Source organism: Propioniciclava soli (assembly GCF_014858005.1).
Taxonomy (GTDB): domain Bacteria; phylum Actinomycetota; class Actinomycetes; order Propionibacteriales; family Propionibacteriaceae; genus Propioniciclava; species Propioniciclava soli.
In genome coordinates, this window is sequence record NZ_JACYOT010000001.1 from 1 (window position 1) to 12392 (window position 12392).

Here is a 12392-nt window from a genome sequence, read left to right on the forward strand (position 1 = left end):
ATCACATGAGCGCACCGCCGGCGGCATGTCAGGGCTTGGCCAGCTACCGCGACGCCATCGCCTGTCGCGCACTGCGTCGGCTGGGCTGTCCGGGGATGTCGTCTTCTCCGGAAACCGGCGGGGCAGTCTCACGCTTCGCTGGGTCCTCCTCCACGTCTTGCGTGAGCTGGCCCAGCATTGCGGACACGCGGACATCTTGCGCGAGCAGCTGCTGGCCCGCCGCAACCAGTGAGGCGGGTCGCCGGGCCGGCGGGCCTCACTGGTCGAGCGCTATCAGGCGCCTGCCCGCGTCGCCGCACGCCAGACGGCGTCCGGGACGAGTTGGTCGAAGGTGTCGATGATGTGGTCGGGACGCTGCTCGGGCGGGGCGGCCTCCGCTTCTTCGGGCGTGCTGTCGCCGGTCAGCACCAGCACGGATGCCATGCCGGCGGCCCGGCCCATCGCCACGTCCGTGGCCAGGCGGTCTCCCACCATGAGGACGTCGGCGGGCTCGACTCCCAAGCCGGCCACCGCCTCTGCGACCATGATCGCCCCCGGCTTGCCCAGGTTCACTGAGCAGCGGACGCCGGTGCACGCCTCGATGGCGGCCGTGATCGCGGCGCAGTCCGGCTCGCCGCGTCCGCCGGGGAAGGGGCAGTAGCGGTCGGGGTTGGTCTGGACGAGGATCGCCCGCTTGTGGAACCACAGGGCGTCGAACGCGATCTGCAGCTTCCGGTAGTCGAACGTGCGGTCGTAGGACGCCACCACGATGTCGATCTCGGCCGGGTCCTCACTCAGGCGGACGCCCGCCTCCCGCAGGGCCCGGATGAGGGGCTCCTCCGCGATCGGGAACACCACGGCGTCCGGGTGGTGGGAACGCAACCATCGCACGGTGGTGACAACGGTGTTGGCGATGTCGTCCACTGGGGTGGGCAGGCCGAGGCGTGCGAGTTTGGCTGCGTACTGCTCGGGGTCCTTGGTGGGGTTGTTGGACAGGAACCGCAGGGGGATGCCGCGCTCCCGCAGGAACGCGAGGGTTTCCCGCACCCCCGGGAGGACCTCGTCGCCGAGGTAGATCGTGCCGTCCATGTCGAAGACGTAGGCGCCGTACAGGCGTTCGGGACGCATGGCTGTCGCTTCCTCGATCCGTGCCGCGCTCAGGTCCACAGCCCGCCGGGGGCGAAGACCTCGTCCACCAACTCGTCGAACCAGCCGATCTCGCGGGTCACGTCGAGGACGGTGTAGCGCGAGCGGTAGTACATCGCCTTGGGGAACGTGTCCTTGAGCTCGGCGAGGGTGAGGCCGATGTCCTCCGGGCGTGTCGGCGTGCCGGCCGCGGCGAGCATGCGCTGCAGGTCACGCGCCGGCATCAACTGGTCGACGAGGCGGGGACGCAGCGACGGCCAGCCGTCGACCAGGGTCTGCACGCGCGTCCGCAACCCGGCGGCGTCCACGTACTTTTCGCGCGTCTCCCGGACGCCCTTCTCGGCGAGCGGGCCGGTGAGCTTGCTGCGGATGTCGGCCTCGACGGCGTCCCAGGTCGGCCAGGCCGCCACCACGGCGTCCACGTCGATCGCCGCGAGGTCTCGGGCCATGAACCGCTCGTAGAACGCCGTCATGGCGAGTGTGCCGATGGCCACCTTGTAGCCGTGGGAGAGTGGCGGGTCGAGGTCTGCCCCCAGGTGGTCGAGCTCCCAGAGGTGGCTGAAGTAGTGCTCGGCCCCGGACGCCGGGCGGGTGCCCTTGTAGACCTGCATGGCCAGCCCCGAGAGGAGCAGCCCCTCGACGAGACCCTCGTAGGCGTCCGCGTCGCCGGCGGCGAGGGCGTCCGGCCGGGAGAGCGCCTCCGCAACCCCTCCCTGCACGAGGTCCCACGCGAGGGGGTCGATCGGGTCGAGGCCGATGGCGTCGGACAGGATCCAGTCGGCTCCGGCCGGGATCTTGGCCGCGAGGTCGCCGTAACCGGAGGCGACCATGGCCTTGGGAGCGGCGGCGGCGACGTCGAGGTCGAACAGGACGACGGCGGGGGCGGGACAGGGCATCGTGATCTTGACCCCGCCCTGGCTCATGGGTGCCCCGAACCCGGAGTACCCGTCCATGGATGCCGCCGTACCGACCACCGCGTAGGGCTGGTCCAGCTCGCCGGAGGCCAGCTTGACGAGGTCGTTCAGGGTGCCGGCACCCACGGCGACCCCGAGCGCGTTGGTCTCCCGCAGGCGCTCGCGGATCGTCTCGCAGTGCTCGTAGGCGGCGTACAGGGTCGGCGTCCCAGGGAAGACGAGGGGCTCGGTCTGGGTGAGGCCCGCCGCCTGAAGGGATGCGGCCACCGCCTCACCCGCGGCGACCCAGGTGCGCTCGTCAGCGACGATCAACAGCGGCCGGCCCGGCTGGGCGAGGGAGCGGGCGAGGATCTCGCCGGTTCGGGAGAGGATGGCGCGACCGACCTCGATCACGCGGGTGTCGCTCGCGTGCCGCAGTCCGTCGGCGATGGCTTGGTTGGTCATGGTGCTTCCTTCGGTGGGTGGCGGCGGGCCGGGTGATCGGTGGGCCGCGTGGTCAGGGGGAGGACTGGAGGATGTCGGCGGTGGCCTCGAGGGCCTCGGACTCGTCGAGTCCGTCTGCCCAGATCGAGACCCGGTCACCGTGGCGCAGGCCCAGGGCGAGCACGTCCACGACGTTGCGCAGGCTCGCGCTCCGGCCCCCGGTGCGGAGGAACAGGCTGCTGTCGAAGTGGGCGGCCTGTTCGGCGAGGTCGTGGGCCACGAGGGCGTGGACGCCCAGTTCGTGACCCACGACCACCTCGCGGTGGATCACGCCTCGATGGCGATCGTGCTGCCGACGTCGAGCTGGGGCATCTGCTCTCCGCGGACGTGGATCGCGCCGTGCATCTTGGCCTTGTCGGCACCGTCCACGTTCACCGTGACATGCCCGAGGGCGTCGAGGTTCTGGCGGGCCACGTCGCCGACGGCCGTGATGGGGTAGCTCGTGCCGTCGAGCACGAGTACCTGGCCCACCTCGATGTCCTGCGTCGTCCGCGCCGAGGCGTCGATGATGAAGCAGAACTCCTTCAAGGCGTCGGGGGCGTCCTCGCCGAAGGTGACGAACATGCCCTGGCCGATGAAGGCGGTGGCCTCCGGTCCGGCCGCGGTGACGGTGGTGCGGTACGTCTCGGTCATGAGGGTGATCCTTTCGTGGTCAGGAGGAGTAGAGGCCGATGCTGGCGAGCCATGCGACGGCGACGCGGGGGACGCCGGTCAGGAACCGGGAGTAGAGGACCGACGGGACGCCGACCTCGACCGTCTCGGTCTCCGCCTCGGCCAGGCCCAGTCCGACGGGGATGAAGTCGGCGGCGTTCTGGGTGTTGATGGCGAACAGCGCGGGCAGGGCGAGGCTCGGGTGGATGGTGCCCTTGCCGATCTCCACGCCGATGAGGGTGCCGATGATCTGGCCGATGACGGCGCCGGGGCCAAGCAGCGGCGACAGGAACGGCAGCGAGCAGATGAAGCCGAGCACGATCAGTCCGATACCCGAGCCCGCGAGCGGCGTCAACATGTTGGAGAACCAGGTGCCGAAGCCCGAGGCCTGGATGATGCCGATCAGCATGGCGACGAAGCCCATGAATGGGATGACGGTGCTGAGCATCGTCTGCACGGCGTCGCGGGCCGCCTGGTAGAAGATGGACACAACGCGGCCGGCGCCGAGGCCGATCTTCTCGAGGATCGACTTGTTCTTCTTCGCGGCGATCGTCTGGCTGATCTTCTTGTCGGTGGTCCACTCGCCTTGGACCGCGAACTTGGCTCCGCCGCCGGCAGCCTGCCCGGACGCCGAGGCGTCGGTGGCCGCCGCCGCCCCTGCGGCTGCTGCCGGAGCTGCCGCAGAGGCCTCAGAGGCCGCCACGGCCTCCGACTCGTCGGCCAGTCGCACCTGGACGTTGCCCACCGCGGACACGTAGATGTCCTCGTTGATGAACTGCGCCAGAGGGCCCGTCTTGCCGGTCGGCATGACGTTGATCGTCGGGATGCCCTTCTTGGGGTACAGGCCACAGCGGAGGGTGCCGCCGCAGTCGATCACCGCGGCGAAGACCTCGTCGTCGGGGATGCTGGTGCTGAAGCCGTTGACTGCCTCCGCCCCGGAGAGCTCGCAGATGCGGTCCACCACGTCGGGGCGCATGCCGCCGCCGACGATGTAGAGCACCTTGTTCTTCTGCTCGGTGGGCGTCAGGGTCAGCGGGCCACCGAAGCCGCCACTGCCCCGCTCGATCACGATGGTGCGGTACTGGGACATGTGCGTCACCCTTCCACGTGGGGTTCGGCGCTCAGCACGACACCCTGCTGCTTGCTGACATAGGCGGTGGTGAAGTCGGTCACCCAACCAGCCACGAAGTTCATGACGAGACCCACCAGGAGGTACCGGATGGCCAGGGGGCCCGTGCTCAGGCCGAGCGTGGTGACTCCCTGGGCGATGCCGAGCCAGATGAACAGCTCGGCAGGGTTGATGTGCGGGAATACGCCGTTGCTGGTGTGGCAGAACTGGGCGGCGCTCGCGAAGTAGCTGGGCTTGTAACGCTCAGGCAGGAAGCGGCCGAGCGAGTGGACCATCGGGTTGGCCAGCATGAAGGCGCCGACGAAGGGCAGCAGCATGTAGCGGCTGACCGGGTTGTGGGCGGCCTTGCCGGCGAACCGGTTGATCTTGTCCTCACCGATCAACTGGATCAGCGAGTTCATGGCGATCAGCAGCATGAGCACGAGGGGAACGATGCTGCCCATCCAGCTGATGAAGACGGTGGCACCGGCCTGGAAGAGGCCGACGAACCATTCAGCGGCGTGAACGAGGATGTCCATGATTCAACTCCTTTCGATAATGCGGGTGGTACGGGTGGGCGTTGGGGGGTCAGGCCGCGGTGGCGGGGCGGCGTCCGAAGAGGCGTCCGAGCCGGAGGCCGACCTGGGCGAAGGGTCCGGGTGGGTCCAGCGGCTTCCCGCCGGCCAGGACGGTGCGGTAGTTGTCGCGGGCGTTGGCGACGGCGCCACGGAGCGGCTTGCTGAAGCGGCGGTCGCCCTCGGGGGCGAGGTCGGCCAACTGCAGGCCGTTGTAGACGTCGAACGTCTTGAACCGCGAGAGCACGGTGACGCCGGAGAGCTTGCGGCCCTCGACGATGTGGCCGGCGTCGTCGAGCAGGAACAGCACCAGCGCGCCGGCCACGAGCAGGCCCTGCTTCTTGCCGAGAGCGACCTTGCCGCGGCGGCGCATCGCGGTGAACGTGTCGGCGAAGTTCTTCGACTGCCTCAGCCCCAGCACCGTTTGGGTGAGGTAGAGCACGGCGAAGCCGATCAGGAAGGTCCAGAACATGTTGCTCCTCAGGTGGTGGGACCGGTGGCGAGGTTCTCCATGAAGTAGAAGAACTGCTCGTAGCTGGTGAGTCTCGAGAGCTTGGCGAGGGCCGGCCGGTTGGCGCCCAGGCGGATCACTTCGTCGTAGACACGGATCAGCAGGGTGTCGTCGTAGGCGAGCTTCGCGGGAACGGCGAGGCACACGATGACCCGGACACCGGCCTCCCCGTCGGACCGTGGGACCACCCCGAGGGCACACACGGGCCTGGCGATCGTCGGGTCGGTGGCGTGGGGGAATCCGATCTGGTCATCGAGCCGCATGGTGGCGCGGTCCTCGCGGGCGGCGATCGCGGCGGCGAACTCCGCACCCACCAGGCCTCGCTCGGTCAGGCGCGCGACCAGGCGCTGGGTGCCCTCCCGGTAGTCGCAGCCCGCGGGCAACCGCACGAACCGGCCCTCATCCAGCAGGGCCGCCAGGAACGACCCGGCCGACGCCCCGTGGGACAGCGGTCCGTGCGTCGGCACGCGGAGCGCGTGCAGCCGGCGGAGGACGGCCTGACGGTCGAAGACCTCGCCCAGTTCCAGCGTCGGCCGCCGCGTCGCGGCGCGGGTCCCCGGGGTGGTGACGACGAGGTCGCTGGCGTCCAGGTCGCCGGGGGCGGCGTCCGGCACGATGCTGTAGCGGGTGCCCGCCGGCAGGACCGACTCCAGGTTGGCCCGCACCAGGCGGGCCGTCGCCGGGCCCCGCCCCGACACGATCGTGACGACCAGGTCGCGGCTGCCCTTGGACGCATGCTCGGCCAGGAACACCTGAAAGTAGGTGGTGAGCAGCGAGAGTTCGCCGGCCTCGACGGCCAGCCCGGTCTCGCGCTCGATCACGTCCCCGGCGATCGTCGCCATCCGCGATGCCGCGGGGTACTCGTCCCGGAGGCGTCCGCCCTGCGTGTCGGGTGCGAGGCGCAGCCCGAAACGCATCCGGTTGAGCAGGAAGGTGAGGTGCTGGCTGAACTCCTGGGTGAGTTCCGACGGCGCCAGGCGCACGTCCATCTCGTCGGTGATGCGCTCCAGGATGCGCCCCACGAGTTCGCCCGCGGCCGCCGCCGTCGGCCAGACACCGGTGGGTCCGTCGTCCACGACCATCCGCAGACCCGCGGCGGAAAGGGCCAGGAACAACACCTCCTCGTCGGGGAGCCGTTCGCCGAGCAGTGGTTCGAGGCGGGCGGCCAGGGCGCGGGCCAGGTCGTGGGCGGGCGTGTCGAGCAGGTCGTGGTAGGTGGCGGGCAGGGCGCCGAGGTCGTGGCCGGTGAGGTGCCGGTCGAGCACGACGGTGACCCAGCGCAGCACGAGCGCACGGCCCTCGCTGCCCAGCCGGTACGCCGCGAGGACCTCCTCGACCGCAGCCTGCAGGTCGTCGCCGAGCGGGTAGTCCCGGTAGGCCGCCTCGTAGGCGTGGTCGAGGACCGCCAGCCGGATGCCCGCCTCGGGCCCGGCCAGCTGCAGGCCGACGCGGGTGCGTCCTTCGATGGTCACCCCGAAGGGGGCGAGCAGCGTGCGGACGTCCGCGACGTCGGCCACCACGCTGGTGCGGCCGAGCCGCATCTCGAGGGCGAGGTCCTCCGTGCGGACCGGCACCTCGCTGCGCAGCAGGCGGGCGAGGATCCACGCCGCCCGCCACTGCGGATCGTTGAACGACTCGCGCACCGTCGCCAGGCGCTCACGTCCGCGTCCGTAGGCCCCGGCGTCCACGATGAGCAGGCGGTAACGTCCATCGGCCAGGCGGATGGAGGCGGCACCCTCGAGGGCCTTGTTGAGGTGGGCGATGTCGGACGCGATGGTGCGGACCCCGACGCCGCAGCGCCGCGCCAGCTCCTCCCGCGTGGTGGAGTCGGACGACTCCAACTGGCTCAGGATGGTGACCGCTCGATTCATCTCTCCTCCTTCCGGCTCGGTCCGCTGTGGGTGACATGAACGTAACCCGGTGGGGGCTTGGGGGGGAGCCTTGAATAGGCCGGGGATCGGGGCACCGTGCGCCGCAGGAGCGACCGAATTCCGGTTGCCCACCGGATCCGGGCAGGGACAGGGTGGGGGGCAGCAAGCAACCCAGGAGGAACACCGTGAAACGTCTTGAGACGGACGTCGTCGTGATCGGCGGCGGATCGACCGGGCTGGGCGTCGTGCGCGACGCCGCGCTGCGTGGCTACCGCGCGGTTCTCGTGGAGCGGGTGGACCTGGGACAGGGCACCACCGGCAGATTCCACGGACTGCTGCACTCCGGTGGCCGCTACGTGGTGAGCGATCCCCAGTCGGCGACCGAGTGCGCCGAGGAGAACGCGATCCTGCGTCGCATCCAGTCTGCGGCGGTCGAGGACACCGGTGGCTTCTTCGTGACGCTGCCCGGGGACGACCCGTCCTACGCCGACCAGTTCCTGGCCGGCGCTGCGAAGACCGGCGTCCCCGCGACAGAGATCAGCGTGGCCGAGGCGCTCCGCCGCGAGCCGCGGCTCCATCCGGGCATCCAGCGGGCCATCGAGGTGGCTGACGGTTCGGTCGACGGCTGGCAGCTGGTCTGGGGGGCGGCGCGTTCGGCCATGTCCCACGGGGCCAAGGTGCTCACCTACCACCGCGTCACCCACATCGAGCGCGAGGGCGGCCGGGTGTCGGCCGTGCTGTGCCGCGACGAGAAGGGCGGCGAGGACGTCCGCATCGAGTGCTCGTTCGTGCTGAACTGCGCCGGTCCGTGGGCGGGCCAGATCGCGGCGATGGCCGGCGCCCGTGAGGTGGAGGTGGTGGCGGGCCGCGGGATCATGATCGCGATGAACCACCGGATCGTGAACACGGTCATCAATCGCTGCGTCTACCCCACGGACGGAGACATCCTCGTACCGGTGCACACGGTGTCGATCATCGGCACCACCGACATCCACGAGTCCGACCCGGACCACCTGCCGATCCCACGCGACGAGGTCCAGCAGATGCTGGACGCCGGCGAGGCGATGATCCCCGGCTTCCGGACGGCGCGTGCGCTGCACGCCTGGTCGGGCTCGCGGCCCCTGATAAAGGACGACCGAGTCGCCGCCCACGACACCCGGAACATGAGCCGCGGCATGGCGGTCATCGACCATTCCGAGCGCGACGGGCTGTCGGGCATGCTCACCATCGGCGGCGGCAAGCTGACGACGTACCGGCTCATGGCGGAACACATCGTCGATGCCATGGGCGACCAGCTCGGCGAGAACCGCCCCTGCCGGACCGCCGACGAGGTGATCCCGGGTAGCGAGGACCGGCGACTGTACGCCGTGACCCACCGGCTCGAGGAGCGTGAGGCGGACCGGCTCGACGACCCGATCGTCTGCGAGTGCGAGCTGATGAGCCGCTCGATGCTCGTCGACGCCCTGCACGCGCAACCCAACGCGACCCTGGACGACCTGCGTCGCCAGCTCCGTCTCGGGATGGGCCCGTGCCAGGGCGGTTTCTGCGCCGCGCGGGCGGCCGGGATCGCCTGCTCCGAGCAGGTCGCGGACGCCGAACGCGCGACCGGGCTGCTGCGACTCTTCCTCAAACACCGGTGGATCGGGCTGTGGCCCATCCTCTACGGGCCACAGGTGCGGCAGACCGCGCTGGACCACTGGATCTTCGCAGGCACCCTCGACGTCGAGCACCTGCCCCACCCCGAACAGGAGGTCGTGCGATGAGCGACGTCGTCGTCATCGGCGCCGGGCTCGCCGGCCTGACCGCAGCCCTGCGGCTCGCCCGCAGCGGCCGGTCGGTCATGCTCGTCACCAAGGGCCCCGGCGGCCTGCAGCTGTCCCAGGGCACCCTCGACATCCTCGGCTACACGCCCGAGCGGGTCGAGCGACCCCTGGAAGCCGTCGCCGCCGTGGCGTCCGACCACCCGTACGCGTCGATCGGTGCGGACGCCGTCGGTGCGGCCGTCGCATGGCTGGCCGGGGCCCTCGGCCCCGAACTGCTCGTGGGTGACCCCGCCCGCAACCTCCACCTGCCCACGGCGGTCGGCGCCCTGCGGCCCACAGCCCTGGCGCAGCCGTCGATGGTGGCCGGGGATGCGATCGGGGGCCGCAGCTACGCGGTCGTCGGCGTCCGGCAGCTGAAGGACTTCCCCGCCGACCTGGTGGCCGGCAACCTGGCCCGCAGCACCGCCCCCGACGGCGGAGCGCTCGCGGCGAGTGCGGCGTGGGTCGACCTGCCCGCCCGCCCGGGGGAGGCCGACCCCAGCCCCCTCACCTACGCCCGCGCCCTCGACGAGGAGGCCTTCGCGGCCCGGTTCGCCCGCGCGGTCGCCGCCGCTGCCGGTCCCGGCGACGTCGTGGCCCTGCCCGCCGTGCTGGGCGTGCGCCGCAGCGGGGTGTGGCGCCAGGTCGCCGAGGTGGTCGGACGCGACGTGTGCGAGATTCCACTCCCGCCCCCCTCCGTGCCGGGACTGAGGCTGTACGAGGCGCTGCTCGCGCTGGTGCGCGCCGCCGGCGTCCGGATCGTCACCGGCAGCCGGATCGTCGGCCGCACCCTGGAGGCGGACGCCGTGGCGTCCGTCACCCTGGCCGCCGCCGGCGGCCCGCGCCAGCTGCGGGCCGACGCGTTCGTGTACGCCCCGGGCGGGTTCGAGAGCGGTGCACTGGAGGTGGATTCCTTCGGTGCGATCTCGGAACCGGTGTTCGGACTGCCCCTGACCGCCACCGACGCGGGGCCGCTGATCCCGGCCACCTACTGGGGGCCCCACCCCCTCTTCGCCGTCGGCGTCCGCACCGACGCCGCCGGCCGACCCGTGGACGCCGCCGGTGCGGCCGTCCACCCCAACCTATACGTGGCCGGCGGCCTCATCGCCGGCGCCGAGCGCTGGCGCGAGAAGTCGGGAGACGGGATCGCCGTCGCCACGGCCGTCCGGGCCGCCGACCACATCACCGGAGGAACACGATGAGCGAGAAGTCCAGGGCCGAGCGGGCCCAGCACCTGCGCGAGCGGCTCAACAACGAGCTCAACCGCATGAGCCTCGACCAGTGCGTCAAGTGCACGATCTGCGAGACCAGCTGCCCGGTGGCGGCGGTGACACCGCTGTTCTCGGGGCCGAAGTTCGTCGGCCCCCAGGCCGAACGGTTCCGCGACGGGGACTCCGTCGACCACTCCGTCGACTACTGCTCCAGCTGCGGCACCTGCAGCGTCGTCTGCCCCCAAGGCGTCAACGTGGCCGAGCTCAACTCGCTGGCCCGGGCCGTCATGAAGGCCGAACACGGCGTCCCGATCCGGGACCGGATCATCACCCAGACCGTCCTCATGGGCCAGGCGATGACGCCGGTCGCCCCCCTCGCCAACGCCGTGCTCGACAACAAGCTGGCCCGCTTCGCCATGGAGAAAGTCGTCGGCGTCCACCGCGGCGCCCCCATGCCCACCGCGCGCACCCAGTCGTTGCACACCTGGCTGAAGAAGCGGCCCGGCCCGGCCAAGGCACCCACCCGCGGAGCGTTGGTCTACTTCCACGGCTGCGCCGGCGGCTACTTCGAGGTGGACGCCGCGAAGAAGGCCATCGAGGTGCTCGAACACCTTGGCTACGAGGTGCTCGTGCCCCCCCAGGGTTGCTGCGGCCTCGCCGAGCAGAGCAACGGCCTGTTCGAACAGGCGACGAAGTCGGTGCGCGCACTGGTGAAGGCGCTGCGCTCCGCCGGAACCGACCTCACCATCGTCAGCACCGCCGGCAGCTGCACCGGCATGCTCAAGCACGAGGCCCACGAGATCCTCGGCCTACACGACACCGAACTGGCCGACGTCGGCACGCGGATCCGGGAGATCTCGGAGTTCCTCATGGAGCTGCACGAGGCGGGCGAGCTGCCCACCGACTTCGAGCCGATCAAGCAGCGGCTGCCCTACCACGCCCCCTGCCAGCTGAAGAGCCAGGGCATGGGGACGCCTGCGTTCGACCTGCTGCGGCTGATCCCCGGCCTCGAGGTGGTCGACAGCAACGCCACCTGCTGCGGCATCGCGGGTACCTACGGCCTCAAGAAGGAGAAGTACGACATCGCCCAAGCCGTCGGCAAGCCACTGTTCGACATGGTGAAACAGACCGAGCAGGGCCTCGCGGCCTGCGACACCGAGACCTGCCGCTGGCAGATCGAGAACTCCACCGGTGTGCGCACTGTGCATCCCATCGTGCTCGTACACCAGGCTTACGGGCTGGGCGCGGTGACGCCATGACCCGCCCCGCGCGAACCCCGCACGACATCGAGTGCTGGCTCACGGACATGGACGGAGTGCTGGTCCACGAGGACCGCGCCCTGCCCGGAGCCGTCGAGCTGATCGACAGCTGGATCGCGACGTCGCGGCGATTCCTGGTGCTCACCAACAACTCCACGTGGACGCCGCGAGACCTGGCGGCACGGCTCGAGCGCGCGGGATTGCACGTCCCGGAGGAAAACCTGTGGACCTCCGCGATGGCGACCGCTGCCTTCCTGGCCGGCCAACCCGGCAAGAAGACCGCCTACGTCATCGGGGAGGCCGGACTCACCACCGCCCTCCACGACGCCGGCTTCGTCCTCACCGACGTCGACCCCGACTACGTCGTACTCGGAGAGACACGCAACTACTCGTTCGAGGCGATCACCAGAGCCATCCGACTGGTGATGGCGGGAGCGCGCTACATCGTCACCAACCCCGACGCCACGGGGCCGTCGGCCGACGGCGTAGTCGCCGCAACCGGAGCCGTGGCAGCCATGATCACCGAGGCCACGAAACGCAAGCCCTACGTGGTCGGCAAGCCCAACCCCATGATGTTCCGGTCCGCAATGAACCGCATCGCCGCCCACTCTGAAACCACCGCGATGATCGGAGACCGCATGGACACCGACATCGTGGCCGGCATGGAGGCCGGGCTGCACACGGTGCTGGTGCTCAGCGGCCTGACGACCATGGCTGACGTGGAGACGTATCCCTTCCGCCCGGACCAGGTCGTCTCGTCAGTGGCCGAGTTGCTCGACCAGCTCTGAGTCACTCGAAGAGACGCCGAGGTGTCCATGGCTGTCCACCGGTTGCAGTCGCCACCCGTTATGGCGGTGACTGGCTTGTCTGGGCCCATGACGG

Annotated in this window: 13 protein-coding genes; 5 read left to right on the forward strand and 8 right to left on the reverse strand. The window is 70.5% G+C overall.

The window, feature by feature from the left end; genetic code table 11:
- A partial coding sequence (locus IFY26_RS00005; protein ID WP_232546965.1) for a mycothiol transferase occupies positions 1–232 on the forward strand: 232 nt, incomplete at its 5' end.
- A gap of 41 nt (positions 233–273) precedes the next feature.
- Here IFY26_RS00005 and IFY26_RS00010 read toward each other — a convergent pair.
- From IFY26_RS00010 to IFY26_RS00045, 8 genes are read right to left on the reverse strand one after another with little or no spacing between them, the layout of a single operon-like run.
- Positions 274–1107 (reverse strand): HAD-IIA family hydrolase, encoded by an 834-nt coding sequence (locus tag IFY26_RS00010; protein WP_131167939.1) that lies wholly within the window; start codon positions 1105–1107, stop codon positions 274–276.
- 29 nt (positions 1108–1136) lie between these two features.
- Positions 1137–2483 carry a sn-glycerol-1-phosphate dehydrogenase gene (locus tag IFY26_RS00015; RefSeq protein ID WP_182818475.1) on the reverse strand — a complete coding sequence of 449 codons (1347 nt, stop codon included), beginning with the start codon at positions 2481–2483 and terminating at the stop codon, positions 1137–1139.
- A 52-nt stretch (positions 2484–2535) separates the two neighbouring features.
- Positions 2536–2793 (reverse strand): HPr family phosphocarrier protein, encoded by a 258-nt coding sequence (locus IFY26_RS00020; RefSeq protein WP_131167941.1) that lies wholly within the window; start codon positions 2791–2793, stop codon positions 2536–2538.
- Positions 2790–3155, reverse strand: a complete 366-nt coding sequence (locus IFY26_RS00025; RefSeq protein WP_131167942.1) for a PTS glucitol/sorbitol transporter subunit IIA — start codon at positions 3153–3155, stop codon at positions 2790–2792. The genes IFY26_RS00020 and IFY26_RS00025 overlap by 4 nt, the downstream gene beginning before the upstream one ends.
- 19 nt (positions 3156–3174) lie before the next feature.
- Positions 3175–4263: a PTS glucitol/sorbitol transporter subunit IIB gene (srlE, locus tag IFY26_RS00030; RefSeq protein ID WP_232546966.1), complete on the reverse strand. Its 1089-nt coding sequence runs from the start codon at positions 4261–4263 to the stop codon at positions 3175–3177.
- Between the two features lie 5 nt (positions 4264–4268).
- Positions 4269–4820, reverse strand: a complete 552-nt coding sequence (gene srlA / locus IFY26_RS00035; protein ID WP_131167944.1) for a PTS glucitol/sorbitol transporter subunit IIC — start codon at positions 4818–4820, stop codon at positions 4269–4271.
- Positions 4821–4869: 49 nt separating this feature from the next.
- Positions 4870–5328, reverse strand: coding sequence for a transcriptional regulator GutM (locus IFY26_RS00040; protein ID WP_131167945.1), 459 nt, complete (start codon positions 5326–5328; stop codon positions 4870–4872).
- Between the two features lie 8 nt (positions 5329–5336).
- Positions 5337–7238, reverse strand: a complete 1902-nt coding sequence (locus tag IFY26_RS00045; RefSeq protein WP_232546967.1) for a PRD domain-containing protein — start codon at positions 7236–7238, stop codon at positions 5337–5339.
- A gap of 185 nt (positions 7239–7423) precedes the next feature.
- On the opposite strand from IFY26_RS00045, the gene glpA reads away from it, so the two are divergent.
- Genes glpA through IFY26_RS00065 form a run of 4 tightly spaced genes read left to right on the forward strand, consistent with a single transcriptional unit; the run spans position 7424 to position 12298 of the window.
- Entirely contained in the window at positions 7424–9001 is a 1578-nt protein-coding gene (gene glpA, locus IFY26_RS00050) for an anaerobic glycerol-3-phosphate dehydrogenase subunit GlpA (protein WP_232546968.1), read from the forward strand.
- Complete coding sequence (glpB, locus tag IFY26_RS00055; protein WP_232546969.1) at positions 8998–10242, forward strand: glycerol-3-phosphate dehydrogenase subunit GlpB; 1245 nt, start codon at positions 8998–9000, stop codon at positions 10240–10242. The genes glpA and glpB overlap by 4 nt, the downstream gene beginning before the upstream one ends.
- Complete coding sequence (locus IFY26_RS00060; RefSeq protein ID WP_232546970.1) at positions 10239–11510, forward strand: anaerobic glycerol-3-phosphate dehydrogenase subunit C; 1272 nt, start codon at positions 10239–10241, stop codon at positions 11508–11510. The genes glpB and IFY26_RS00060 overlap by 4 nt, the downstream gene beginning before the upstream one ends.
- The gene (locus IFY26_RS00065; protein WP_182818471.1) at positions 11507–12298 is read left to right on the forward strand and encodes an HAD-IIA family hydrolase; all 792 of its coding nucleotides are present in this window, start codon (positions 11507–11509) and stop codon (positions 12296–12298) included. The genes IFY26_RS00060 and IFY26_RS00065 overlap by 4 nt, the downstream gene beginning before the upstream one ends.
- The last annotated feature ends 94 nt before the right edge of the window (positions 12299–12392 follow it).